The sequence below is a fragment of the Amycolatopsis sp. w19 genome, assembly GCF_051373225.1.
GTDB lineage: Bacteria > Actinomycetota > Actinomycetes > Mycobacteriales > Pseudonocardiaceae > Amycolatopsis > Amycolatopsis japonica.
In genome coordinates this window covers 204,566-229,227 of record NZ_JBPQFM010000009.1, presented here as the reverse complement: position 1 = coordinate 229,227, position 24,662 = coordinate 204,566, and the positions used below count along the sequence as shown (strand labels likewise).

Below are 24,662 nucleotides of genomic sequence, written 5' to 3'. Positions count from 1 at the left end.
CTCTTAATCCTTGAGCAATCCGGCGTCGTGCAGCGCCCGAGCGGCGGCGACGACGGAATCGAACGGCAGCCCGGACCGCTCGGCGACGTCGAGCAGGCTGTGCTCGCCGTCCGAGAGGTTGAGCACCCAGAGCATCGCCATCTGGGCTTGTTTTGCGTCGCTTCGCCCGCCGAGCGAGTCGTACAGACCGCGCTTGCCGAGTTGCGGCTCGCCGAAGGGACTGAGGTTGACGTAGCTGCGGTTGCGGTCGAGGACGGCGAAGGTGTCCTTCAAGGTCTGAAGGGTTTCCTCCATGGCCTCCGTCGAGACGAAATCGAGGTTGTCGGCCGAGGTGTGGTACTCGGGATAGCCCGCGTACGGCGTCCTCGTCAGCGAGCCGACGCCGAGGTTGAAGCCGGGGGAGCAGAACTGGCGCTCGTCGTAGCCGTACGGCGAGAAGTCCACGATCTTGTGCGCGCGATCGGCGAGGACGTACGCGAGCACTCGGTCGATCTCGGCGTCGCCCCGGCGGCTTCGCTTGTAGGTCAACGATCCCGGGTCACCGGCGCACGCCAGCACGAGCCCCGCCTTGATCCGGCCGACGCGGTCGTTGTTGCGCGCGAGCCAGGTGATGGCGCCGATCGTGCCGGGCATGAACAGGAACCGGTACGTGTAGTGCGGCTTCTCCAGCGTCCGCGCGAACGCGGCGGCGATCGCGATCCCGGCGACGTTGTCGTTCGCCAGCGACGGATGGCAGGTGTGGCAGGAGATGATCACCTCGTCGGTGACCTCGCCCGGCACGACGTGTTCGGCGTAGGTGAGGCTCCCGTCGGCCAGCGTGGAGTCGATGCGGACCTCGTACTCGCCGTCCGGCATCGCGTCGAGCGTCTCCTGCGCCAGGCAGAAACCCCACGTCGGCGCGTAGTAGCTGGTCCGGTACGGCACCCAGGACGGCTGGTCGGGCAGGGTGTGCAGGTGTTCGCGCAGCTCGCTGAGCGGCATCTTCCGCGACACGGGGACGCTGTAGCCGACGACGTGCAGGTTCGACTCCTGGAAGTCGACCACGCGGCGGCCGGAGGCGTCCTTGATGTACGCGTCGCGGATGTTCCATTCCTGCGGCACCGTCCAGTCCAGTACCTGGGTGCCGGTGGGGACCTCGTGGACCTCCAGCGGGACGTGCTCGCCGACGATCTCCAGCGTGCGGCGGACGCCGTCGCCGGTGATGCTGCGGCACAGCGGATACAGGCGCTCGACCAGCCTTCGCAGGTCGGCGCCCGTCTCCAGGTCCCTGTTCGACATCAGCGACGCCGCAAGGTGTCGTCGAGTTCGCCGGCGGCGGTGCGGTCCTGCAGCCGCGCGAGCCGGGTGAACAGGCGCTGGAAACCGTGTTCGGTGAGGCCGTGGGTCTTGTAGGCCTCGATCAGTTCGAGCGCGCCGTCCTTGACGGACCAGTCGCAGTCGAAACCGGGGATCGCCGCGCGGAACCGGGAGAAGTCGACCCGGTACGAACGCGGATCCGCCCCCGCCTCGCCGGTGATCCGCAGCGTCGAGCCGGGAACGGCCTCGACGACCTCTTCGGCGATCTCGGCGACGGTCACGTTGTTGCGTTCGGTGCCGATGTTGAACGCCTTGCCGTGCACGGCTTCCTTGGGTGCCACCAGCGCCGCGGCGAAGGCCCGCGCGATGTCCTTGGCGTGCACCAGCGGCCGCCACGGCGTGCCGTCGGAGAGCACCAGCACCTCGCCGGAGAGGTGCGCGTGCGCGGTCAGGTTGTTGAGCACGATGTCGCCGCGCAGCCGCGGCGAGAACCCGAACGCGGTGGCGTTGCGCATGTACACCGGGCTGAAGTCGTCGTCGGCGAGTTCCTGGACGTCGTCCTCCACCCGTACCTTCGACTCGGCGTACGGCGTCACCGGGCGCAGCGGCGCGTCCTCGTCGACCAGGCCGTCGCCGCCCGAAGCGCCGTACACCGAGCACGTCGAGGCGTACAGGTACCGCTTGACCCCGGCGTCCTTCGCCAGCTTCGCGAGCTTGACCGAAGCGTGGTGGTTGATGTCGTAGGTCAGCTCCGGCGCCAGCGAACCGAGCGGGTCGTTGGACAGCGCGCCCAGGTGGATCACCGCGTCCACACCGGCCACGTGCTCGGCCGTGACGTCACGAAGGTCGACCTCGAAGCCTTCGGGATCTTCGGGCTTCGGGCCCAGGACGCAGGTGTCGTAGAGACCGGAGTCGAGGCCGATCACCTCGTGGCCTTCGGCGGCCAGCACCGGGGCCATCACCGTGCCCAGGTAACCCTTGTGCCCGGTCAGCAGCACACGCATGGCTTTCAGCCTTTCGGAGTGAGGTCGAGCGTCAGTTTCTTGAGGTCGAAGGCCTCGGCATAGCGCTGCCCGCATTCGATGCCGCGAATGCGGGCGAGGCCGAGGAAGGCTTCCCGGTCGTACCAGGGCCGGTGCCGCTGAGAGGCGTAATGGGCTTGCAGCAGACGGACTTTTTCCTCGGCGCACTCGGGCGACAGCGGCACGTACGCGGTGGGCTTGCCGAGGTCGCCGTCCCATTTCACGATCTCGTACTCCAGCTGGAGATGGGTGCGGAACACCGTCGGCACCAGCTTCGCCAGGCCGCGGTGGTCCTGGTGCGCGTCCGCCGTGCGCGGGGAGAGGACGAGGTCCGGATCGGTGCGGCGACGCAGCTCCTCCAGCCCGTTCTTGGCCTCCTCCCAATGCGCGGGAAGACGGCCGTCGGGCAGTTTGAGCACGGTGACCTCGACGTCGGCGCCCGGGCAGAAGGCCGCGAGCGCCGCGCGTTCCTCGGTCTCCCGTTCGGTGCCGCCGCCGGAAAGGACGAGGGCGTCCACCCGGACACCCGGATTGGCGGCGCAGATCGTCAGCAGCGTGCCGCCCGCCCCGATGGCGATGTCGTCACAGTGCGCGCCGAGCGCGACGATCCGCTGGACGCCGCCGGTGCCGAGCTCGATCACGCCGTGCTCGCCGCTTCGCGTTCCCAGCGTGCCCACGGACGGTCTCCGTGCGCGTACGCGTCGTCGAGCTGGACGCGCTCCTTGACGGTGTCGGTCGGCTTCCAGAACCCGCGATACGGATACGCGAGCAGCTTGCCCTGTTTGGCGAGCTCGCCGCAGCCGTCGGCCACCAAATCGCCGCCCTCGGGGATGTGGTCGAAGACCTCCTGGCGCAGCACGAAGTACCCGCCGTTCTCCCACAGCGGCATCTCGCTGACCGGGGTCAGCGCGCCGATGCGGCCGTCCTCACCCATTTCGACGCAGTGGAACGACGACTGCGGCGGCACGACCATCATCGACGCGCCGGCGTCGGATTCCGTGAACCGCTCGATCATCTCCGGCAACGGGGCGTCGGTGAGGACGTCGGCGTAGTTGGCGAGGAACATCTCGTCGCCCTCGAGATACGGGCGCACCCGGCGCAGCCGTTCGCCGATGGCCGATTCGAGACCGGTCTGCACGAAGGTGATCGACCAGTCCGCGATGTCGGTCGACAGCAGTTCGGCCTTGCCGTTCCGCAGGACGAAATCGTTGGAGGTGGTCTCCTGGTAGTTGAGGAAGAACTCCTTGATGTGGTGCGCGCCGTACCCGAGACAGAGGATGAACTCGGTGTGCCCGAAATGCGCGTAGTACCGCATCACGTGCCAGATCAGGGGTCTGGGGCCGACCATGGCCATCGGCTTGGGCACGTCGGACGCGTCACCGTTGCGCATCCGCATGCCGTAGCCGCCGCAGAAGAGGACTACCTTCACGACTTCACCTCGACGATTTCCAGGTGCGGGATGGGGAAGACCAGTTTCCCGCCCCATTCGTCCACAAAGGACAATTGGGCGGTCAGTTCCTTCCGGAGGTTCCACGGAAGGACGAGCACGTAATCGGGCCGGTCCGCTTCGATGCGTTCCGGCGGCAGGATCGGGATCCGGGTGCCGGGGGTGAACCGGCCGTGCTTGTACGGATTGCGGTCGACGGTGTACCGCAAGACGTCCGGGCGGATGCCGCAGTGGTTCAGCAGCGTGTTGCCCTTGCCGGGCGCGCCGTAACCGACGACGGTCTTGCCTTCGAGCGCCGCGTCGGTGAGGAACTTGTTCAGCTCCAGCCGGACCTTGGTGACCCGCTCGGAGAATTCGGTGTAGCCGGACATTTCGTGCAGTCCGGCCGCCTTTTCGGCGTCGAGGACCTGCATCATCCGCTCGCTCGGCTCGCCGGCGACGGCGTCCGGGCGCGCCCACAGCCGGATCGAACCGCCGTGGGTGGGCAGGAGCTCGACGTCCACAACGGACAATCCGCCGCGCGCGAGGGCCCGGCGCGCGGATTCCACCGTGTAGTACTGGAAGTGCTCGTGGTAGATCGTGTCGTACTGGTTCTCCTGGATCAGCGTCAGCAGGTGCTGGACCTCGATGCTGACCCAGCCGTCATCGGCGACCAGGGCGCGGAGCCCGTGCGTGAAACCGATGATGTCCGGAATGTGCGCGTAAACGTTGTTCGCCACGACGAGGTCGGCGGGACCGTGCTCCTCGCGGACGTCGCGTCCGCTTTCGGGGCTGAGGAAGGCGGTCTTCGTCGGCACCCCGGCGTCACGCGCGGCTTGGCCCACGTTCACCGAAGGTTCCACGCCCAGACAACGGATCTGCTGTGCCACAACGTGTTTGAGGAGATAGCCGTCGTTGCTGGCGACCTCGACGACGAACGAGGACTCGTCGAGCCCCAGCCGCTCGACGGCGCCGTCGACGAACGTTTTGGCGTGTTCGACCCACGAGGCGGAATACGACGAGAAGTACGCGTATTCGGTGAAAGTCTCTTCCGGGGTGATCAGCGGCGGGATCTGGGCAAGCCAGCATTCGGTGCAGATCCGCAGGTGCAGAGGGTACGTCGGCTCCGGCTCCGCCAGCTGTTCCGCGGTCAGGAAACGTTCGCACGGCGGCGTCGCCCCGAGGTCGACGACACTGGCGAGATGGGCCGAGCCGCAGAGTCGGCAGGTGGTCATCGAGAGGCTCCTTGGCTCGCGTCACGTATCCCAGACGTCGGCACCTCGGGTCGCCTCGTTACATGCCTTCCAGGGGTCTCACGCTTCCGTCTCACAACCGAAACCTGGCGTCTCGGCCATCGGCGCAGACGCCTCCGCCATCCGGGCGCGGGCAACCCCGCCCGATCGCGTTCCGCCGACTAAACGCGACCCGCCAGACCCCGGCCCGGATCGCGTTTAGCCGGCTAAACGCGATCCGGCCCGTCACACCGTCAAGAAACCACCAACGCGTAGTCCGCATCGGTCGCCGAGGTCTCCGGGTGACCGTCGGCGTTCACCTGGGTCGCCACGACCTCCACCGTCCACGTACCGGCGGCCGGCTTCTCGAGGATGACGTTCTCCACCGTGTCGACGGTGTTCGGCGACCCGCCCGCGGTCGAGAAGTTGCCCGCCTTCAGGCCGTTGTTGCCGTAGTAGACGGTCCCGTTCGGCGCGGTGACCTTCAGCGTCAGGTCGTTGACCCTGGTGACCGACGCGCTCGGCGAGCCCGCCGGGTCGGTGTAGGCCAGCGTGGCCTTGAACTGCTTGGTCCCGTTCACCGTGACCGTGTACTTCTTCGACTGCCCGGTGCCCAGCAGGTCGGTCTCGTTCACCAGCACCGGCAGCTTCCACCCGTTCGCCTTGGCCTGTTCGTGCAGGTACCGCACGTTCGCGGTGCCCCAGCCCTGATGCGTCCGGGTCATGTCGTGCGAGGTGCCGCTGAACGTGAACTGGTCGGCCCCGTTGATCAGCAGCGCCTTCGCGGTCGCGGCGTGCGGGCGGCTCGCGAAGACGTCGCGGCCCTTCCCAGGGCCGCCGTCGAACACGCCGTCGGCCCACATCTGGAACAGCAGCCCGGCGTTTCCGCAGGTGATCGGCGTCGCCCCGCTCGTGCCGCCGAACGACGTCGTGTACGAGGTGTCACTGCCGGACGACGTGGTGTCGATCCGGTCGTAGTAGTTCGACAGTTCCGGTTTGATCCGGCCGTCGGCGGCCGGGCCGATGCTGGCGCCGCCGTTCCACTTGTCGTCGGTGCGGCCGAGCGTGTTGTAGTGGTACTGCCCGCCGACCGAGAGCACGTTCTTCGACCAGGCCTGCGGCCGCGACTGCTGGGTGCCCGCGTTGCTCTGCGACTGGCAGATCAGCAGGTCGTGATCGAAGACGATCTTGTCGAGCTCGGCGGAGACCGAGTTGTAGGCCGTGGTCAGCCCGCCGCCCCAGCTGTTGCTCTGGAACACCGCGCGGTACTTGCCGGCCGGGTCGACCAGTTCCTTGGTGTGGGCGTAGCGGTCCGGCTTGTTGTAGGTCGCGAAGATCCCCTGCGCCTCGGGCAGCAGCCCCCGCTGCGGCGCGCTCACCCCCGACGCGAAGATCTGGCCGTACGTGGAAGTCCCGTGGCTGGTGCTGGTGGAGTTCGACCCGTGCATCACCGTCGGCCGAGCCTTGAACTCCTGGTGCGTGACACGCAGTCCGCCGTCCATCACCTCGCCGCGCACGCCCTGGCCGCGGTAGCCGCCGACACTCTCGATGTAGTTCGCGCCGCCGCTCTCCCTGGCGTTGGCCATGTCGGTCTCGGGCGCGGTGATCGCGCCGACCGCGAGCACCTCGGCCCCCTGCGCCACGGTGGCGGCCTGACCGGGGCCGAGCTTCGCCACGATGTGCTGCCCGCTCTGCGAGATCGCCTCGATGCCGCCGCCGAGCCGCAGGATCCGCTCGGCCACCGCGCGCTGATCCCGCGCGTCCGATTCGACCAGCGTCACCAGGTAGCCGCCCGTCGCGGCCGATGAGATCTCCACCTTGTCGTCCGCCCGGTATTCGCCGAGCCAGCGGACGAAATTCAATTTCGCGACCGATTCGCGGTTCTCCGGCTTCAGCCGGACCACGTAGGCGAAATCGGGAATGTAGGTCCCGATCCGCACGCCGAGTGAACGCAATCGCCCACGCTGTTCGTCGGTCAGCGCGCTCCGGACCTGGAGCAGGTAGGCGCCCTTCCAGTCCTGGCTCGCGGCCGTGCGCTGGCTGAGCGGATCGAAGGTCCTGCTGGCCAGGCGGATGAACTGGGGGTCTTCGGCGGCCGGGGCGGCGACGGCCACCCCGCTCGTCAGGAGCATCGCGCCGACCAAGGGCGCGAGAAAGCGGACAGACTTCGACCGTGGCATGAAATACCTCCGGGGAGCTCTGCAGGGGAGAGGTCTTCCGAAGGTACCGGCCGAAAAGCGGGATGATCAGCCGCTGAACGGCCCAGCCGTTTTCCGGTGCTGCGGGAAATGGAGCATAAACGGTTAAAAACTGATTCAGGAGAGCTCGTCGATCGCCCCGCTGAACCGCGTCAACCGCTCGCGTTCCTCGTCGCCGAGTCTTCGCGTGCTGCCTTCGGGCAGGACGCACGCGACCCAGATGGTGCGGCAGCGCGCGTAAACGGCCCGCTCGTCACGCAGCCTGCTGTTCACCACGACGTCGCAGGTCCCGATCCGGCCGACCACGGTCTCCACCTCGACCGGGCTGTCGCGGAAGGTCAGCCTGCGCAGGTAGCTGACGTTGTGCTTCGCGATGAGATACGCCGGTCCCTTGGCCTGGAAGACGTGCTCACGCCGCGGGTCGAGCATCGCGACCTGGGCTTCCTGGAAATAGTCGAGCAACCGCACATTCCCGACGTGGCCGAGATGGTCCAGGTCGGCGACACGCAGGCGATGGCGGTGGAGGTGGATCTCGGGAGCGGGACGCGCACTGGTCGTCCCCAGCGGATGTGCGTGCACGAAGTGGATCTTGAATGATCGCGTGGTGTTCCGGCCGCGCGGCGCAACGGACACCGGCCCGGTTCACTCCATCAGGGCTTCGGAGAGCTCGCGGATCGCGGCGGTCTCAGCGGTATGGATGTCCCGGAGCAGGGTGCCCATCGTGCTGAAAAGCTCACGGGCTTCGACGTCGGTGAACGGTGTTTCGTCGTTGTAGTGCGCGCGCAATTTCCACATTTCCTCGCCGGCGGCCGCCGCGGCTTCCTGCCCCGCGTCGCCCTCGCGGACACCCGCTGAAACCGCGCTGACGAGCCCGCGCATCCAGGCGAATTCGGCGTTCGCCACCGGAACGGCCGCCTCGGCCAGCTCCGCCCAGCGCTCGGCGATCCCGCGCCAGGTCGACGCCTGTTCGGCCAGCGCCGGGAGTTCGAGCAGGGCGGCGGCCTCGGTGAGCGCGTCGGCGAACAGCCCGCGCAGATGCCCGCCCTCCATCCCCGCCGGAGTGACGCTCTCCCACACGGTGAACAGCGCTCCGACGAGCCCGCGCCGCTCACCGAACGCGCGCGGCCAGCCCTTGGGGTCACGTTCGTCGGTCATCGCCTTCGCCCAGCGCCCCCAGGCGGGGAGCGAGAACGACTTCGACGGCTCCGAGAGGTTTCGTGCGCAGTCCGTCAGCCCGCCACGCACGGCCGCCCGCCAGTCGGGGACCTCACCGGGCTCGATCGTGGCGAGCAGGTTCTTGTACGAGCCGACCCGGCCCCGCGCGGCGTCGAACGTCTTCCGGTCGACCGTCAGCGGGGCGAGGTTCCGGTCGTCGACCAGCACCCGGCCGTCCTCTTCGCCGTACGCGACGACGAAGTGGCCGCCACCGCCGGACATCTCCGGCGGCAGCCGCCAGTAGCCGAGTGATTCGCGGTCGGGGAGGACGATCGACGGCCGTCCCGCTTCGAGATTCGCGGAAAGCCGTTTCGCGGCGGCACGTTTGCCGCCGGTGGTGTGGATGTCGGCGGCGAGCCCAAGGCGGTCCACTGTGGACTTGAGCCATTCCTGCGGATACTGCCAGCGCGCGCGGAAGCCGAACACGATCGTCGACGTCGTCTCGTGCGCGAAGTCCCACAGGATGTAGCCGGCGCCGATCCCACCGGACGCGGCGAAGACCAGCGCTTCGCCGGGTGCCTGACCGTCCGGCCCTTCGACACCGTGATGGGTCAATACGGCGGTGACCGCCGAGACGTCGGGTTGCAGCCCGCCACGCAATGCGTACTCGCTCACCCCGCCATCATGCCCGTTCCAGCGTCAGAAGTCCCTGATGAGGGAAACCCTGCCGCGTAAGGGATCCGCCACGTACACCGTCCTGGTGCGCTGGTCGATCGCGACCGCGCCGGGGTTCACACCGAGTGACAGGTCGCCGGTGAGCAGGCTCGTCCTGCCGTCGATCCTGGCGATGCCGTTGGGGCCGCCGTTGGCGTAAACGGTGTTCGATCCTTCGTGGACCGCGAGCGCCGAAGACTCCGAGCGCAGCAGCACGGTCGCCTTTTCCTTGCGTGTGCCCGTGTCCACGATGGACAGATGATGGATGGCCGAATTCGCGACGAACACCGTGCCGGTGGCGCCGTGCACGGCCACGCCGGTCGGCGACTTGCCGACCGGGATCCTGCCGGTGAACTCGCCCGCGCCGATGTCGAAGACCTCCAGCGAATCGGTGGCGGTGCTGGTGCAGTAGGCGAGCTTGCGCCCGCTGTCGACCGCTGTGGAGGACAACCCCCGTGTCGGGCCCGGGACCAGGTCCAGCAGGCGGCAGCTCACGCCGTCGATGACGGCGAGCGTCCCGGTGAGATCACTGACCGCGTAGATGCGGTTCGCCTGCTCGTCGACGTCGACACTGGACGCGCCAGGGCCTGCTGGCACCACGCTGACGACGTCGTTGGTCCGCCCGTCCAGGACGAGGACGGTCCCGGCGGGCGGATTCGCCACGAAGACCCGGTTGGTCACCGCGTCCACGGCCAGCCCGGCGGGTTCGCCGCCGACCGGGATCACGTCACCGACCGTGCCGGACCGCGAGTCGAGGACGACGACCGTGCCGGTGGACGGGTCCGAGACGTAGGCGAAGCCGGTGACGGAATTCACCGCGACCGCCTCCGGGGCGCCCCCGACCTCGACGAGGAGCACTTTTTCGGCTCTGGCCGCCGGTGCGAAGGCGACCGCGGAGGCGCCGGCCGCGGCCAGCGTGAGCAGGGCTCGGCGGCTCAGTTCGGGTCCTCGCACAGGCGCCTCCCGATGATCGTTCCCGGCTTCGACGATAACCCGCGATCCGAGCACGCGAAGGAACTTCGCGTCCCCCGATCGCGTTGTTTCCGATGAGTAACCCCCACCCTGAGAAAGAAAGGAGCAGGACGCCGTGCACAAGCACCAGAACGGGCTGAAGACCGTCGTCCTGCTCGGCCTGCTGTCCGCGCTGATCGTCGGGATCAGCGGTTTCTTCGGGCGGGGCGCGCTGGTCATCGGCCTGGTGGTGGCGCTCGGCGTCAACGCGTACGCCTACTTCAACTCCGGCAAGCTGGCGCTGCGGGCCATGCGCGCGCGGCCGGTGTCCGAGGCCGAGCAGCCTGCGATGTACCGGATCGTGCGGGAGCTGGCGACCACGGCGCGGCAGCCGATGCCGCGGCTCTACATCAGCCCCACCGTCGCCCCGAACGCCTTCGCCACCGGCCGCAGCCCGCGGCACGCGGCGGTGTGCTGCACGACCGGCATCCTCGACCTGCTCGACGAACGCGAACTGCGGGCGGTGCTCGGGCACGAACTGTCCCATGTCTACAACCGCGACATCCTCATCTCGTGCGTCGCGGGCGCGCTGGCGAGCGTGATCAGCGTGATCGCCAACATCGCGATGTTCACCAGCGTCTTCGGCGGCGGCGACCGCGAGGACGGCGACAGTCCGCTGGTCGGGCTGCTGCTGGTGCTGATCGGGCCGATCGCGGCGGCCGTCGTGAAGCTCGGGGTGAGCCGCTCGCGGGAGTTCCAGGCCGACGCGTCGGGCGCGGAACTCACCGGCGACCCGCTCGGCCTGGCGTCCGCCCTGCGAAAACTTGACAGCGGGACGCGCGCGGCGCCGCTCGTGCCGGAGCCGAAGCTGGTCTCGCAGTCGCACCTGATGATCGCGAACCCCTTCCGTCCCGGCGAAGGCCTCTCGAAGCTCTTCTCGACCCATCCGCCCATGGCCGAACGCATCCGGCGCCTGGAAGACATGGCGCGCCGCCCCTACTGACCCCGTCCCCCCCCCAGACCGCGTTTAGCCCGCTAACTGCAGGTGGCCCCCCAGATCGCGTTTCGCGGGCTAATCGCGACGCGCGCCCCTCCGGATCGCGATTAGCCCGCGAAACGCAGGTCGGGCCGGAGATCTCACGTCGTGGGAGCGGGAATCGAGGGCCGGGCGCGTGAGTTCCCCGGGCATGGGTTCCGCACAGCAGTTGCACCTCGGGGTCGCGCTCGACGGGGCCGGGCAGCATCCGGCCGCCTGGCGGGTCTCCGACGTCCGCCCGTCCGCGTTGTTCACCGCCGCCCACTACCTCGCCCACGCGAAGCTTGCCGAAGCGGCTTCGCTCGACTTCGTCACCCTCGACGACACACTCGCGCTCCAACCAGGAGGCGAGGAAGTTGTTCGAGGCCGACTGGACGCGCTCCTCACCTTCGCCGCGCTCGCCCCCGTGACGAGCGGAATCGGCCTCGTTCCCACGGTCACCACCACGCACACCGAGCCGTTCCACATCTCGACGGCCGTCGCTTCGCTCGACTTCGCGAGCCGCGGCCGCGCAGGCGTCCTCGCGGTGCCTTCGCGCACCGAAGCCGAGGTCGCGCACTTCGGCAGGCGCACCTTGCCGACCGAGGTGGACGCCGAAGCGGAGAACGCCGAGGTCGTCGACGTCATCGCCCGCCTCTGGGACAGCTGGGAGGACGGCGCGATCATCCGCGACGAGCCGACCGGCCGCTTCATCGACCGCGAGAAGCTGCACTATGTCGACTTCGAAGGCCGCTTCTTCAGCATCAAGGGCCCTTCGATCACACCACGTCCGCCGCAGGGCCACCCCGTCGTCGCGGTTTACGGCGACTCGCCGTACGCGCACGGCGCCGACGTCGTCCTGGTCGACGAGATCCGCGGCGCCCGCGAGCGCTTCCCGGACGCGAAACTCCTCGCCGGCCTGTCGATCGTGCTCGCCGAGACCGAGCAGGCGGCCATCGAACGCCGCCGGGCGCTGGAGGCCTACGCGCCCTTCTCGCCGGGCCCGAGCTTCACCGGAACTCCCGCCGACCTCGCCACCGAGCTGCCCCGCCTCGCGGCGTCCAACAGTCTCGACGGCTTCCACATCCGGCCCGCGATCCTGCCCGACGACCTGGCGCTCTTCACCGCCGAGACCGTGCCCGCGCTCCAGGCGGCGGGCGCGTTCCGGCAGACCTACACCGGCGCCACCCTGCGCGACCATCTCGGCCTCGGGGTCGCCGCCAACCAGTACGCGGAGGCGTGACAAATGCCCAAACAGGTCAAACTCGCCGCGCACTTCCCCGGCGTCAACAACACGACCGTGTGGAGTGACCCGCGTTCGGGTAGTCAAATCGACTTTTCGTCCTTCGAACACCTCGCGCGCACGGCCGAGCGGGGCAAGTTCGACTTCCTGTTCCTCGCCGAGGGCCTGCGTCTGCGCGAACACGCGGGCAAGATCCTCGATTCGGACGTCGTCGGGCGGCCGAACACCACCACCGTGCTGGCCGCGCTCTCCGCGGTCACCACCCGGCTCGGCCTCGCGGGCACGCTGTCGTCCACCTTCAACGAGCCGTACGAGGTCGCGCGGCAGGTCGCGAGCATCGACCATCTCTCCGGCGGCCGCGCCGCGTGGAACGTCGTCACGTCACCGGACGCGTGGACGGGCCAGAACTTCCGCCGCGGGGGCTTCCTGAAACGCGAGGACCGCTACCGCCGCGCCGAAGAGTTCCTCGCCACCGTGCGCGAACTCTGGGACAGCTGGGCGCCCGACGCGGTGGTGGGGGACAAGGAGAACGGCGTCTTCGCCCGCGGCATCGAGCGCTTTGTCCACAGGGGACCGCAGTTCGACATCCGCGGCGAGTTCACCGTGCCGAGGACCCCGCAGGGGCAGCCGATCGTCATCCAAGCAGGGGACTCCGACGAGGGCAGGGAGTTCGCCGCCAAGACCGCCGACGTCATCTTCAGCCGGCACGGTTCACTCGAGAGCGGCAAGGAATTCTTCGCCGACGTCAAGCGACGGCTACCCGCCTATGGCCGCGAGCCCGGCGAGCTGCTGATCATGCCCGCCGCCACTTTCGTCCTCGGCGACACCGAGGAGGACGCGCACGAGCAGGCCCGCGAGATCCGCTATCAGCAGGTGCGGCCGGCGACCGCGATCCAGTTCCTCGAACAGGTCTGGAGCCGCGACCTCTCCGCCTACGACGCCGACGGCCCGCTCCCCGAGATCGACCCGGACCCCGACGCCGAGCCGCTGACCTGGGGCCGTGTCCGGCACGAGAAGGATCCGCTGGCCGTGGCCGCGAAATGGCGAGCGATCGCGGAGGAGAAGAAGCTGTCCATCCGCGAACTGGTCATCGAGGTGACCGCGCGCCAGCAGTTCGTCGGCACCGCCCGGCAGGTCGCGGAATCGATCGACGAGTACGTCCAGAGTGACGCCGCCGACGGCTTCGTGCTGGTGCCGCATCTGACCCCGGGTGGGCTGGACGCGTTCGTCGACGACGTCGTCCCGCGGCTTCAGGAACGGGGTGTCTTCCGGACCGATTACACCGGCGACACCCTGCGGGAACACCTGTTCAGCCGGTAGCACCCTGGGTGCGCGCGACGTTCATCAGATATTCGCCGTAGCCGGACTTCGCCAGCTTCGCCCCGAGCGCGAAGCACTGTTCCGCGTCGATGAAGCCCATGCGCAGCGCGACTTCTTCGAGACAGGCGATCCGGACACCCGTCCGGTGCTCGAGGACCTGCACGAACTGGCCCGCCTCCAGCAGCGAGTCGTGCGTTCCGGTGTCGAGCCAGGCGAACCCGCGGCCGAGGTCGACCAGGGTCGCGCGGTCCTGCCGCAGGTAAGTGAGGTTGACGTCCGTGATCTCCAGTTCGCCGCGTGGGGAGGGCTTGAGGTCACGGGCGATCTCTACGACCTGGTTGTCGTAGAAGTACAGGCCGGTGATGGCCTTGTTCGACTTCGGCTTCTCGGGCTTCTCCTCGATGGAGAGGAGCTTGCCGTCGGCGTCGATCTCCCCGACGCCGTACCGCTGCGGGTCCTTGACCGGGTACCCGAACAGCACACAGCCGTCGAGCGCGGACGCCGCCGCCTGCAGCCTGCTGGAGAACCCCTGGCCGTAGAAGATGTTGTCGCCCAGCACGAGCGCGACGTCGTCGTCGCCGACGAAGTCCGCGCCGATGACGAACGCCTCGGCCAGCCCGTTCGGGGCGGCCTGCTCGGCGTAGCTGAAGCTGAGCCCGAACTGGCTGCCGTCGCCGAGCAGGCGCCGGAAATGCGGCAGGTCGACGGGGGTCGAGATGATCAGGATCTCGCGGATCCCGGCGAACATCAGCACCGAGATCGGGTAGTAGATCATCGGTTTGTCGTAGACCGGTAGCAGCTGTTTCGAGATCGCCTGGGTGATGGGATGCAGACGCGTCCCACTGCCCCCGGCCAGCACGATGCCCTTCATGCGATGCCCCCGCTTCGTAGCCGATCGCTCGGGACCTCACACTACCGGGTGGCTCAGAACGCCGGGCCCTTCGCGAAATACGCCTTGCAGCCGAGGTTGTACTCGGTGGAGATCTGCAACACGTTCTTGCCGCCGTCGACCGGCAGCAGCGTCGAGCTGTAGTTGGGGCAGAAGTTGTTGTGGATCCCGACGACATGCACCGGCGCGGGCAGTTCGTACCAGTGCCCGGCACCGAAGTTGTCGTTGGCCAGCAGGACCTGGCCGTTCTTGGCCTGCGGGACCCCGGCGGCGTTGGTGTAGATCTGCCCGACCATCACCAGCCGCACCCCGTTCGGGCCACCCGGGAACAACGTGATCGTCTGCGCGTGCTGGAAGTAGTTGCCGCTGGCGGTGGTGACGCGGGTCCCGGGGTCGAGGGGATCGCCCCAGTTGGCGCCGTCGGGGGAGATCTTGAAGTACGGATCGCAGTAGCGATCGCGGTAGTTGCAGATCTCGTAGGCCAGGTAGTACCGGCCGTCGGGGAGGCGGCGGATGATGGGCATCCCGGGCCGCACCCGATGCGGCGGGATGGCCATCGTGCGCTGCTTGGTGCCCCAGTTCACCCCGTCGGTGGAAGCGACCCGGTTCATCACCTGCGCGAACTGCGGCGCCTCGGTCTCGTCGGCGTAGTGCAGCCAGAGCGTGCCGCCCGCGTCGACGACGAACTCCGGCTCCCAGATGCCGTCGTGGTTGTGCGAGCGCGCGGCCTCGGACAGGAAGGCCCACGAACGGCCGGCGTCGCGGCTGTACCAGATCCTGATGCCGATCCGCCGTTGCGGACCGGCGTCCTGCCGGTAGCTCGCGGCCCACAGCAGGGTGCCGGCGCGCAGCCTGCCGACCCGCTGCGGCAGTTCGTACAGCGTTCCGCAGCACATGCCGCGGCGACCGTCGCGATCGCGGACCTCGCCGATCTTGTGGAAGGTCTGGCCTTCGTCGGTGCTCTCCATGATCGGGGTGAACTTGCCGCTCGCGTCTTCGCTGGTCAGCGACGAGAGGATGCGGCCGCGGCCGATCGGGGAATGCTCCAGGCGGATCAGCCGCGGGTATGAGCCGTAGCCGGGCACGAGCTGTTGGCGCTCCGCGGCCTGCGCGGACGTGAACAGGGACGCGATCACCGTGAGTGACAGCGCGAAGGCGAGTGCGGAGCTGAAACGGCGTCTCATCGTGACCTTCCTCGAACGCGATCGCCGGATTACAACACGGGCTTTTGTCCCTTTCGGACTCTCGCGGAGGCGTTGCGGCGGAAACCCACGTCCGAGTGGCCTGAATCGCTCGGCCGAGTGATCCGGTAACGCTGGGCTATCGGTCGGCGAAGATCGGATGACGGGTTCGACTAGGGGGAAACACGTGATCAGGCGCTTGTGCGCGGCCGCGAGTGCCGTGCTGCTGACCGCGGGCCTGGTGGCCTGCTCGCCGCCGGCTCTGGGCCGTGTCGTCCCGCGGGCGGCCGCCCCGGAAGGGCTGCGTTCACCATCGACGACGCCCACGCCGACCACCACCCCGAAGCCCGGCCCGCAGCCGGAGGAGAAGCACTCGGGGAAGGGGAACGCGTCGGTCCCCATGGCCTGGCCGTCGCGCATCGGCTTCGTGACCTTCGAGTGTCCGAAGTGCTCCGGGCACGTCGCGGTCAACACCGAGAACGAGCTGATCGTCAACGACATCGGCCCGTACAAGGGCACGCAGTGGATCAACGACATGCCCGGCCGTCAGGCGAAGACGTTCACCGTCAAGGCCAACGCCGCCTGGACGCTGACCATCACCGACGAAAGCGGCCTGCCCGTACTCACGCTGGGCAAGCCCCTGTCGGGCAAGAGCGAAGCGGTCTTCGCCGCGCCTGATGGCGTCTCGGCGGTCGCCATCACGACCAAGAACAGCGGTCGCACGGCGGTGTGGGTGCACAGCGGCGACTACTCGGAGCTCCCGGTGAACCAGCTCGGCGACTACAAGGGCAGCGTTCCCGTGTCCGGACCGGCCTTCGTGTCGGTGGAAGGCGACGGGAGCTGGACGGTCACCGCGTCCTAGACATGACGAAGGCCACCTTCTGCCGAAGGTGGCCTCGTCGTCGCCGTGCTCAGCGGTAGTTCGTGAACTGCAGCGCGATCTCGAAGTCCTTGCCCTTCAGCAAGGCGATCACGTCCTGCAGCTGGTCCTTCTTCTTGCCGGACACCCGCAGCTGGTCGCCCTGGATCTGCGCCTGGACGCCCTTGGGGCCTTCGTCGCGGATGAACTTGGCGATCTGCTTCGCCTTGTCCGACGCGATCCCCTGCAGGATCTTGCCGCCGATCTTGTAGATCTTGCCGGACAACGCCGGCTCGTCCGCCTCGAAGGCCTTCAGGGAGATGCCGCGTTTGATCAGCTTCTCCTTGAACACCTCGACCGCCGCCAGCGCCCGCTCCTCGGTCTCGGACTCGATCGCGATCGCCTCCTCGCCGGACCAGTCGATCTTGGTCCCGGTACCCCGGAAGTCGAACCGTGTACCGAGTTCCTTGCTGGCCTGGTTCAGGGCGTTGTCCACCTCCTGGCGATCGACCTTGCTCACCACGTCGAAAGAGGGATCCGCCACGTGTTCTCACACCTCGTACTCGCTTGTCAGGAGCTTCCACCCTAGCCCTGCGGAACCCGGTTGACCGGCCCGCCACGGCATTGGGTATTCTTTCGTCTCGGCCGGGGACACCCGGCCACGGCGAGTTGCCCGAGCGGCCAAAGGGATCTGACTGTAAATCAGACGGCACAGCCTTCGGGGGTTCGAATCCCTCACTCGCCACACCAGAGCGGCCCCGTGACCCAGTCACGGGGCCGCTTTGTTTGTTGTGCGGGACACCTTTAGTTAGTGGTTAGTAACCAGTAACTTAGAGGGATGGCTGGACGGATGAGCGGACCCGAACGACGTGCCCAAGTACTGGCCATCGCCGCGGAGGAGTTCGCGGAACACGGGCTGCACGGGGCGTCGACGGAAGCGATCGCGAAGACGGCGGGGATCACGCAGGCGTACGTCTTCCGGATGTTCGGGACGAAGAAGGCCCTGTTCCTGGAGCTGGTCCGAGCCGCGTTCGAGCGGCTCAGCGACGCTATGCGAGACGCGGGCGACGGGAAGACCGGCCTGGACGCGCTCTCAGCGATGGGCGCGCAGTACTACGACCTGCTGGCCGACCGGACCGGGTTGTTGTTGCAGCTTCAGGGCTTCGCCGCGTGTGGTGACCCGGAGGTGCGGGACACGGTGCGGTCTTGTTTCGCGCGGATGTGGGGCACGGCTGAGGACGGCACCGGGCTCGACCCGGTGACCGTGAAGACGTTCCTCGCCTTCGGAATGCTGCTCAACACCGGCGCCGCGATGGACGTCGAGCAGGTCGGCGACGCCTGGGCCGAAGGCGTCCGCACCCGGATCCAGCCTGGGCTGTTCACCCACATCACGACCGAGACGAACCGATGAGTGTCCCCGTCCGGCACGACGAGCGGCTGAGCCCCGCGCTGGTGTGCACGGCGTTGGCGGGCGCGGTGATCGGCAGCGTCGGGGCGCCCCTGATCACTCCGGTCGCCACGGGCATGCACGTCTCGCTGGACGCCGCGCAGTGGACCTTGACGGTGACGTTGTTCAGCGGCGCGATCGCGGGCCCGGTGCTGGGCAGGCTCGGCAGCGGCCCGTACCGCCGCGCCACGATCCTGGGCACCCTGGCCCTGGTCATGACGGGTGGGTTGCTGACGGTGCTCCCGCTCCCGTACGCGGCGCTGTTGATCGGACGCGGCATGCAGGGCCTCGGGGTCGCGGCCGGGGCGCTGTTGATGAGCGTCGCCCGCGCACACCTGCCGCCTGAGCGCGCGACATCGACGATCGCCGCCCTTTCGGTCGCGTCGACGGTCGGCATCGGCGTCGGCTACCCGGTGGTCAGCCTTCTCGACCAGCTCGCGGGACTACGTGTCGCATACGGCTTCGGCTTCCTCCTTTCCGCTGTCGCGTTCGTCATCGCCTGGCGGTTCCTGCCCGCCGAAGCACCCGGCGAGCTTCCTCGGATCGACGTTCCCGGCACGCTGTTGCTCGCACTCGGCACGCTCGGGATCCTCCTGGTCATCGCCGAGCCCTCGATCTGGACGACCGCGTGGCTGGGCTCCGGTGTTCTCGCCGGGTCCGTCGCGGTCCTGGCCGTGTGGGCGTTCATCGAACTGCGCACCACGGCGCCGCTGGTGAACCTCCGGTTGCTCGGCCAAGGTGGCATCCTCCGCGCGAACCTGGCGATTCTCGTGGCCGGTGCGGGTTTGTACCTGCTGTTCAGCTTGTTCACCCGTTACGTGCAGACGCCATCCGGCGCCCACTACGGTTTCGCGCTTCCTGGAGTCGCCGCGGGTGCGGCGTTGATCCCGTTCTCATTGCTCGGGTTCGTTGCGGGAAAAGCGATCCCGCGGCTCATCGCACGCCTCACCGAACGGTGGACCTACGCGTTCGCGGTCGTGATCGCCGTGGCGAGCGCGCTGCTGTTCGCCATCGGCAACCGGTCGTTCCTTCTCGTCCTCGTCGCGATCGCCCTGCTCGGTTGCGCCGTCGGAGGTGTCTTCGCGGTGATGCCCAAACTCGTTCTGGCCGGTGTGCCCCAAGGGGAAACGGCCAGCGTGCTCTCGATCAACCAGATCGCCCGCAGCATCGGGATGGCCGTGGGCAGTGCTCTCGCCGGTCTCCTGCTCGCCGCCGCCACCCCGGACGGCACGTTGCTCCCTTCCCGGGCCGGCTACCTCACGACGGCACTGTGGGCTTTGCCTCTCCTCGCCGTCAGCGCGGCCATCATCCTCACGAACCGCGCTCCCAGACCGACACGTGCTTCGTGCTCTCGGCAGTGAACTCCGAGCGGTCCCAGTCCGCCCAACGGCGCTTCAGGCGCATCCCGGCGATGCGTGCCATGAGGTCCAGTTCGGCAGGCCAGACGTACCGGAAGGGGATGCGGCGGAACCGCCCCCTTCCATCCGGTGCCACGGTGACATGGTTCGACGTGAACTCCTGCGTGACCACGTCGTACTGGTCGAAACCGACATAGCCCGGCGCCATCGCGAACGGGACGGTGTCCTGTCCGGGCGGCAGGCGGCGCAGAGCGGGCAGGCCCACCTCGACGAGGAACAGCCCGCCCGGCCGCAAATGCGCCGCCGCGTTGCGGAAGACGTCGACCTGCCCGTCCTGGGTGGTCACGTTGCCGATCGTGTTGAACACCAGGTAGACCAACGAGAACTCGCCGTCCACCCGCGTTTCCGTCATGTCTCCGATCGTGACGCCGACCGCGCCGCCACCCGGCTTGCCCGCGATCCGTGCCGCCATCGCCCGGCTCAGTTCGATACCGCTCACCGGCACGCCACGCGCGGCCAGCGGGATCGCGATCCGTCCGGTTCCGACGGCGAACTCGAGCACCGGGCCGTCGGCCAGGTCTTCGAGGACGTCCACCGCGGGCGTCACCACGTCGGGTGCGTTCGCTCCGCCCGGCTCGTCGTAGTTCGCGGCCACGCTCTCGGGGAACCAGCCGTCCGAAGGGTCGTCTCCTGTGCCCGTCTCACCGATCACGGTCGCCGACGCTACGCGCGGGACCGTGCGCTCCTCATCCGGTTTTCTTACGGGGGACGCTCACCGGCCACGCCCCCGCTTTTGCGGCCATGCGGGACGCGTGTTCGGGTCGGCCAGGTCTTCGAGGTAGGTGTACTCACTGAAGTCGTCGTCCGTCGTCGGTGCTCGTCGCGCGCGCCGGGGTTCGGCGGGCGGAGGCTCCGACTCCAGTTCGGCGGCGACCTCGGCCAGCAGCGGCCACAGCTTCTCCTGGGCTCTGGGCGCGAACAACGCCTGCGCGAGCGGGTGCTCGCAATTCCCTGTAGCGACCTCCTCCCAAGTGAACTTGCCTTCCCGGACGCAGGTCGCCGCCCGGGCCAGCCTCGGTGGGACCTCAGGCCGTTCCGACGCGCGACGGAACACCTCCGCCGTGAACTTCGACGCGTCGGCCATGCGCGCCACCTCCGTCGTTCTCCCGTCGCCGAACCGGAGCACGACCCTACCCAGCAGCGGGTGAGCAGGGAATTCCCGCCGCACGACCCGGTGAAGCCGTCAGTTCGACGCCGCCCGGTAGCGCAGTAGCACGATTCCCGAAGCGAACGACCTCTCCTCCACCAGCCGAAGCTTCGGGACACCGGTGGCGCCCTCGAACAGTCGACGGCCTTCGCCGACCACGACGGGATAGACGAACAACCGGTACTCGTCGACGAGCCCCTCGGCGATGAGCGATCGCACCAGCGAGACGCTGCCGGTGGTCACGATGTCCTTGCCCTCACCGGCCTTCAGATTCTCGATCTCCGAGCGCAGCTCACCGGAGAGCACAGTGGTGTTCTCCCACTCCGGCTCTGTGAGCGTGCTGGAGACGACGTACTTGTTCACGGTGTTGAGATAAGCGGAAATGCCTGTCGTGTCTTCGGTTTGGTGCGGCCAATACCCGCGCATGTCTTCGAAGGTGACGCGTCCGAGCAGGAATGCGTCGGCATTCTCACGTTGTTCCCGGAGCGTGGCAAGAACGTCGGACCGGTCCACGTCCGGATCGGTGTCGCCCGGGCTGAACCAGTCGCTCGCCAGTTCGATCACGCCGTCGATCGTGCAGTTCTCGGTGACGATCAGCTCCCGCATGGATTCGAAGGTACCGCCACCCACCGACAAGAATGGACCGATGACCGAGCCGCCCGCTCACGGATCCGTCGTCCTTCGCGAGTTCACCGACGCCGATGTCCGGCTCGCCCTGGAACTCGGCGAAGATCCCTACATCCCGCTCATCGGTGGCCTTCCCGCGCATCCGACCCGGCAACAAGCCGAGGAATGGGTGCGGCGGCAGCGAAGCAGCAGGGCAGAGGGGCGGGGCTTCCCCTTCGTGATCGTCGCGGACGGAACCGCCGTCGGCACGATCGGACTCTGGCTGCGAAAGCTGTCCGAGGGTATCGGGATCTTGGGCTATTCGATCTCGCCCGAGCGCCGGCGGCGCGGCTACGCGACCGACGCGCTCAAGGCGATCACCGAGTTCGCCTGGACCGTGTCCGGCGTCGAACGGATCGAGCTGTACATCGAGCCGTGGAACCGCGGTTCCCGGCGCGCGGCCGAGAAGGCGGGATTCCGCTGCGAAGGACTTCTGCCCGCCCATCACGAGATCGGCGGCGTCCTGAAGGACATGCTCCTCTATGCGTCGCCGTGAACCGCTCGCCTCGACGGATACCAAGCCTCGCCCGCGGGTTCGCCCGCCATGTTCCAGCTCCACGACACCTTCGGCGTCACGCGCGAGTAGATGCCCTGGCCGACGATTCCCATCCGTTCGACCGGGTCGGCGGCCTCTCCGTAGATCCGGACACCGCGCGCGATGAACGGGTCGAGCGAGACGATGTCGTCGACGAGCAAGGCGACTTTGCGTTGTCCCGCTTGGATATTGCGGAACTTCCGGGTCGCCAGGACCGATGCGCCCGCGCCGCCAACCCAGAAATCCGTTCCGTCGAATTCGAACGCCAAGGGGACGACGTCGGGCTGTTCACCGTCCTCCGACAGGGTCGCGAAGCGGGCCAACGGTTGCGAGCGCAGGTACGCGATCTATTCTCCGGTGAAGGTCATGGCGCCATGATCCCCGCTCAGGCCGTGAGGATCCGGGCACGGTTCAGGATCAGCATGTCGGTGACGAAGCAGACCGGCGTGCCGTCGGCGGCCCGGCCGATCCAGGTCGGATAGCTGCCGTCTCCCCAGCCGGTGGTGAACGCGATGATGTTGCCGTCGGCGCCGTCCGGGGTGACGTCGATATGCGGGTCCACCTCCTCGAACCTCTCCAGCAGGTCGTCGTCCATCTCCTCGGGGAGGGCGTCGGCGTCGGCGAAGCAGCCTGTGCCGCTGTCCACGCCGTAGCCGTAGAACTCCCCGTCGCCGAGGAAAAGCGCGTTCTGCCCTGGCCAGAGCGCCGCTTCCCAGGTGGTGACGGGGACGTCGGCGACGACGAGTTTCGCGGCCACGACCCGTTCGTGGGACGGCTCGTCGACGAACCGGATCACCGAGACCGTCACCCGGTACTCGCCGGGAGGCACGGTGACCGTGAAGTGCGCGGCGTCCGAATCCAGGAAGGCCGGATCCGCCGCGACGAGCCTGCCGCTCGTCATGCGGAGGGTCCCGGCGTCCCGAAGCCCGATCTCGACGACGCCGTGGCCGCCGCTCAGGGAGAAGCGCGTGCCCGCCGTGAACATCTCGTCGATACCGAAGGGGCGCAAGGGAACGGAGGGTCGCCAAGGGCGTTCCTCGACCGGAAGCGGTGGATCCGTGACCGGGGTGTCCGGCGCCCGCAGGGTCATCTCTTTCGAATTCGTGAAGGGCTCCCAGTCGCCGAAGGCGGGCTTCGGCATCCTCAGCTCGGACAAAGGCTTTCGCACGCGGCCGCTGCTGGAACCGCCGCCGTAACCCCGAGGAGCCTTGTGCATCCAGCCGTCGCCGTCGGGGCCGAAGGACAGCTCGACACGGCCGGCGTTCTGCTCGTCGAATTCCTCCTGGTCATCGAAATGGTAGGTCCACTGTTCGACCTTCACGAGGAACAGCGAGCCGTCTTCGAGCACACGGAACTCGAACAACCCACGGCGTCTGCTCCGCTCGTCGAAGTGCGCGGAGCGGGCGAAGTGGTGCTTCCAAGCGACTTCGACCAGTACCAACGGAACTTCGGAACCGGGACGCACCAACGCGACGGCGTACTGCTCCCCGGAGGCGTCGCGTTCCCGCGCGATTCCGGGGGAGAACCTTCCGATCAGCGCGCGGGCGGCCGGGTCCCAGCCTTCGCAGTAGACGACGTCGAGCAAGGTCCCCTCAGACATGAGGCGAAACCTAGCGGTTACCCCCGACAAAACCCAGGGCTATTCGCGGATCGCGTAGTCGCCGAAGGCGGGCTCCAGCAGCTCGAAAGCTCGCTTGGTCGCCTTCGTCAGCGCCTCGGCGATCTCGTCGTTGCTCTCGCCGGCGTGGGAACGCCGGAGGACCTCGCGAAAGAGGACGCGGTCGATCGCGTTGAGCTCGGCGGCGGCCATGACCGGCGTGACGTCGTCCGCGTCGGCTCCGGTCTCGGTCGCGAGCAGTTCGGCGAGCGCGGCTTCGCGCAGTTCGTGCAGTTCACGCAGCCGTGCGGTCAGGGTCGGGCTCTCCAGCACCATTTTCGCGAAGACCGGCCCGGTGAAGCCGATCACGGGAGAGTGCTCCGCCACCGCGTCCAGGAAGGTTCGCCGTAGCGCGGCCAGCGCCGACTCACCCGGCTTCCGGTCGCGGACGGCGTTCGCCAACCCGTTCGTGAACTCCTCGTGCTGGTCGAGCGCCAGGTCCTCCTTGCGCGCGAAGTAGTTGGTGACGGTCTTCTTCGCGACTCTCGCCGCGGCGGCGATCTCGGCGATCGTCGTCTCCTCGAAGCCCTTCTCGATGAAGAGAAGCGTCGCCTGGTCGGAGATCAGCTGCCGTGTCTCCTGCTTCTTGAGCTCCCGAAGGCCCACATCCGCGCTGGTCATGAGCGAAGTTTACCACCGTCGTAAAAATATCCTTGACTTCCGGTAGGTCGGGTGTAAACTTACGTCGGTACTACCGACCACGAGAGAAGAGGCTCCTTGACCGCTCGAATCCCCCAAGGCAACGAAGGCACCAACCGCGCCCAGGTCCGCCGGAACGACCGCCGTCATCAGCAGCCGTTCCCCGGCCGCTCGATGCCGGTGCGCCGCTCGATCGGCGTCCCGCGCCGCCGGTCGTACTGACCGCTCTGCTCGTCCGAAAACTCAACGCCGACCGAAGGGGATAGCCCATGAACGTCCTTGCCTCCACCATCTCGTTGACCGTCGACGACGTCACCGCGTCCAGCCGTTTCTTCACCGAGCACTTCGGTTTCACCGAGCAGATGGCCGCGGAGGGTTTCGTCTCACTCGGGCACGAAACCGCGAAGGTGAGCATCGTCCTGCTTCAGGCGGGGATCGAGGTCTTGCCGGAGAACCTGCGGCAGCAGCGCGCGTCCGGCGTGATCGTGGCCTTCACGGTCGAGAACCTCGAGGCCGAGGAGAAGCGCCTGCGCGACGAAGGTGTCGAGATCACGTTGCCGCTGCGGGAAGAACCGTGGGGAGAGCGTCTCTTCATGGTCACCGACCCGAACGGCGTGCCCGTGGAGCTCGTGGAGTGGGTGCAGCAGTAGGG

27 protein-coding genes and 1 tRNA gene are annotated in these 24,662 nt (G+C 68.0%); 10 read left to right on the top strand and 18 right to left on the bottom strand.

The window, feature by feature from the left end; translation table 11 throughout:
- Positions 1–3 precede the first annotated feature (3 nt).
- The 9 genes from ACSMFO_RS20285 to ACSMFO_RS20245 all read right to left on the bottom strand — a co-directional run bounded on the left by ACSMFO_RS20285 (position 4) and on the right by ACSMFO_RS20245 (position 9,997).
- Positions 4–1,278, bottom strand: coding sequence for a DUF4910 domain-containing protein (locus tag ACSMFO_RS20285; RefSeq protein ID WP_436460059.1), 1,275 nt, complete (start codon positions 1,276–1,278; stop codon positions 4–6).
- The gene (locus ACSMFO_RS20280; RefSeq protein WP_016331014.1) at positions 1,278–2,300 is read right to left on the bottom strand and encodes an NAD-dependent epimerase/dehydratase family protein; all 1,023 of its coding nucleotides are present in this window, start codon (positions 2,298–2,300) and stop codon (positions 1,278–1,280) included. The genes ACSMFO_RS20285 and ACSMFO_RS20280 overlap by 1 nt, the downstream gene beginning before the upstream one ends.
- A 5-nt stretch (positions 2,301–2,305) precedes the next feature.
- Positions 2,306–2,959, bottom strand: a complete 654-nt coding sequence (locus tag ACSMFO_RS20275; protein WP_436460098.1) for a PIG-L deacetylase family protein — start codon at positions 2,957–2,959, stop codon at positions 2,306–2,308.
- The gene (locus ACSMFO_RS20270) at positions 2,956–3,747 is read right to left on the bottom strand and encodes a sugar phosphate nucleotidyltransferase (RefSeq protein ID WP_436460058.1); all 792 of its coding nucleotides are present in this window, start codon (positions 3,745–3,747) and stop codon (positions 2,956–2,958) included. The genes ACSMFO_RS20275 and ACSMFO_RS20270 overlap by 4 nt, the downstream gene beginning before the upstream one ends.
- Positions 3,744–4,979, bottom strand: a complete 1,236-nt coding sequence (locus ACSMFO_RS20265) for a class I SAM-dependent methyltransferase (RefSeq protein WP_436460057.1) — start codon at positions 4,977–4,979, stop codon at positions 3,744–3,746. Before ACSMFO_RS20265 ends, ACSMFO_RS20270 begins: the two co-directional genes overlap by 4 nt.
- 251 nt (positions 4,980–5,230) lie before the next feature.
- Entirely contained in the window at positions 5,231–7,156 is a 1,926-nt protein-coding gene (locus tag ACSMFO_RS20260) for a S8 family serine peptidase (protein WP_436460056.1), read from the bottom strand.
- Positions 7,157–7,291: 135 nt separating this feature from the next.
- Complete coding sequence (locus ACSMFO_RS20255) at positions 7,292–7,753, bottom strand: acyl-CoA thioesterase (RefSeq protein ID WP_436460055.1); 462 nt, start codon at positions 7,751–7,753, stop codon at positions 7,292–7,294.
- 63 nt (positions 7,754–7,816) lie between these two features.
- Complete coding sequence (locus tag ACSMFO_RS20250) at positions 7,817–9,004, bottom strand: BtrH N-terminal domain-containing protein (protein WP_436460054.1); 1,188 nt, start codon at positions 9,002–9,004, stop codon at positions 7,817–7,819.
- 24 nt (positions 9,005–9,028) lie between these two features.
- On the bottom strand, positions 9,029–9,997 hold the full coding sequence (locus ACSMFO_RS20245; protein ID WP_436460053.1) for a YncE family protein: 969 nt from the start codon (positions 9,995–9,997) through the stop codon (positions 9,029–9,031).
- 133 nt (positions 9,998–10,130) lie between these two features.
- Here ACSMFO_RS20245 and htpX point away from each other — a divergent pair, with 133 nt between their 5' ends.
- The 3 genes from htpX (at position 10,131) to ACSMFO_RS20230 (ending at position 13,572) form a co-directional block, all read left to right on the top strand.
- On the top strand, positions 10,131–10,997 hold the full coding sequence (htpX, locus tag ACSMFO_RS20240) for a zinc metalloprotease HtpX (RefSeq protein ID WP_436460052.1): 867 nt from the start codon (positions 10,131–10,133) through the stop codon (positions 10,995–10,997).
- Positions 10,998–11,181: 184 nt separating this feature from the next.
- Complete coding sequence (locus tag ACSMFO_RS20235; protein WP_436460097.1) at positions 11,182–12,252, top strand: LLM class flavin-dependent oxidoreductase; 1,071 nt, start codon at positions 11,182–11,184, stop codon at positions 12,250–12,252.
- A 3-nt stretch (positions 12,253–12,255) separates the two neighbouring features.
- Complete coding sequence (locus tag ACSMFO_RS20230) at positions 12,256–13,572, top strand: NtaA/DmoA family FMN-dependent monooxygenase (protein ID WP_436460051.1); 1,317 nt, start codon at positions 12,256–12,258, stop codon at positions 13,570–13,572.
- On the opposite strand, the gene rfbA is transcribed toward ACSMFO_RS20230, so the two are convergent.
- Positions 13,562–14,443 carry a glucose-1-phosphate thymidylyltransferase RfbA gene (gene rfbA, locus ACSMFO_RS20225; RefSeq protein WP_360123120.1) on the bottom strand — a complete coding sequence of 294 codons (882 nt, stop codon included), beginning with the start codon at positions 14,441–14,443 and terminating at the stop codon, positions 13,562–13,564. The genes ACSMFO_RS20230 and rfbA overlap by 11 nt on opposite strands.
- 53 nt (positions 14,444–14,496) lie before the next feature.
- Positions 14,497–15,645, bottom strand: coding sequence for a sialidase family protein (locus ACSMFO_RS20220; protein WP_436460050.1), 1,149 nt, complete (start codon positions 15,643–15,645; stop codon positions 14,497–14,499).
- Between the two features lie 184 nt (positions 15,646–15,829).
- Between ACSMFO_RS20220 and ACSMFO_RS20215 the strand changes: the two genes are divergently transcribed.
- A complete protein-coding gene (locus ACSMFO_RS20215; RefSeq protein ID WP_436460049.1) occupies positions 15,830–16,504 on the top strand; it encodes a hypothetical protein in 675 nt (224 codons plus the stop codon).
- 49 nt (positions 16,505–16,553) lie between these two features.
- Here ACSMFO_RS20215 and ACSMFO_RS20210 read toward each other — a convergent pair whose 3' ends face one another.
- A complete protein-coding gene (locus tag ACSMFO_RS20210) occupies positions 16,554–17,045 on the bottom strand; it encodes a YajQ family cyclic di-GMP-binding protein (protein ID WP_007030975.1) in 492 nt (163 codons plus the stop codon).
- A gap of 119 nt (positions 17,046–17,164) precedes the next feature.
- Between ACSMFO_RS20210 and ACSMFO_RS20205 the strand changes: the two genes are divergently transcribed.
- From ACSMFO_RS20205 to ACSMFO_RS20195, 3 genes are all read left to right on the top strand, one after another.
- Positions 17,165–17,246: transfer RNA gene (locus ACSMFO_RS20205), tRNA-Tyr, on the top strand.
- Between the two features lie 93 nt (positions 17,247–17,339).
- Positions 17,340–17,912: a TetR/AcrR family transcriptional regulator gene (locus tag ACSMFO_RS20200; protein WP_436460048.1), complete on the top strand. Its 573-nt coding sequence runs from the start codon at positions 17,340–17,342 to the stop codon at positions 17,910–17,912.
- A complete protein-coding gene (locus ACSMFO_RS20195) occupies positions 17,909–19,309 on the top strand; it encodes an MFS transporter (protein ID WP_436460047.1) in 1,401 nt (466 codons plus the stop codon). The genes ACSMFO_RS20200 and ACSMFO_RS20195 overlap by 4 nt, the downstream gene beginning before the upstream one ends.
- Here ACSMFO_RS20195 and ACSMFO_RS20190 read toward each other — a convergent pair.
- The 3 genes from ACSMFO_RS20190 to ACSMFO_RS20180 form a co-directional block, all read right to left on the bottom strand.
- On the bottom strand, positions 19,260–20,018 hold the full coding sequence (locus tag ACSMFO_RS20190) for a class I SAM-dependent DNA methyltransferase (protein ID WP_436460046.1): 759 nt from the start codon (positions 20,016–20,018) through the stop codon (positions 19,260–19,262). The genes ACSMFO_RS20195 and ACSMFO_RS20190 overlap by 50 nt on opposite strands.
- A gap of 60 nt (positions 20,019–20,078) precedes the next feature.
- The gene (locus tag ACSMFO_RS20185) at positions 20,079–20,450 is read right to left on the bottom strand and encodes a hypothetical protein (RefSeq protein ID WP_436460045.1); all 372 of its coding nucleotides are present in this window, start codon (positions 20,448–20,450) and stop codon (positions 20,079–20,081) included.
- Between the two features lie 99 nt (positions 20,451–20,549).
- Positions 20,550–21,119, bottom strand: coding sequence for a dihydrofolate reductase family protein (locus ACSMFO_RS20180; RefSeq protein ID WP_436460044.1), 570 nt, complete (start codon positions 21,117–21,119; stop codon positions 20,550–20,552).
- A gap of 40 nt (positions 21,120–21,159) precedes the next feature.
- On the opposite strand from ACSMFO_RS20180, the gene ACSMFO_RS20175 reads away from it, so the two are divergent.
- Positions 21,160–21,675, top strand: coding sequence for a GNAT family N-acetyltransferase (locus ACSMFO_RS20175; RefSeq protein WP_436460043.1), 516 nt, complete (start codon positions 21,160–21,162; stop codon positions 21,673–21,675).
- Here the strand turns inward: ACSMFO_RS20175 and ACSMFO_RS20170 are convergent.
- From ACSMFO_RS20170 to ACSMFO_RS20160, 3 genes are read right to left on the bottom strand one after another with little or no spacing between them, the layout of a single operon-like run.
- Positions 21,660–22,052, bottom strand: a complete 393-nt coding sequence (locus ACSMFO_RS20170) for a PPOX class F420-dependent oxidoreductase (RefSeq protein ID WP_436460096.1) — start codon at positions 22,050–22,052, stop codon at positions 21,660–21,662. The two genes, ACSMFO_RS20175 and ACSMFO_RS20170, sit on opposite strands and share 16 nt — an antisense overlap.
- A gap of 47 nt (positions 22,053–22,099) precedes the next feature.
- The gene (locus ACSMFO_RS20165; RefSeq protein ID WP_436460042.1) at positions 22,100–23,314 is read right to left on the bottom strand and encodes a DUF4241 domain-containing protein; all 1,215 of its coding nucleotides are present in this window, start codon (positions 23,312–23,314) and stop codon (positions 22,100–22,102) included.
- A 39-nt stretch (positions 23,315–23,353) separates the two neighbouring features.
- The gene (locus ACSMFO_RS20160) at positions 23,354–23,992 is read right to left on the bottom strand and encodes a TetR/AcrR family transcriptional regulator (RefSeq protein WP_037332789.1); all 639 of its coding nucleotides are present in this window, start codon (positions 23,990–23,992) and stop codon (positions 23,354–23,356) included.
- 96 nt (positions 23,993–24,088) lie between these two features.
- On the opposite strand from ACSMFO_RS20160, the gene ACSMFO_RS20155 reads away from it, so the two are divergent.
- Complete coding sequence (locus ACSMFO_RS20155) at positions 24,089–24,232, top strand: hypothetical protein (RefSeq protein WP_158073309.1); 144 nt, start codon at positions 24,089–24,091, stop codon at positions 24,230–24,232.
- A gap of 47 nt (positions 24,233–24,279) precedes the next feature.
- The gene (locus ACSMFO_RS20150; RefSeq protein ID WP_037332786.1) at positions 24,280–24,660 is read left to right on the top strand and encodes a VOC family protein; all 381 of its coding nucleotides are present in this window, start codon (positions 24,280–24,282) and stop codon (positions 24,658–24,660) included.
- Positions 24,661–24,662 lie beyond the last annotated feature (2 nt).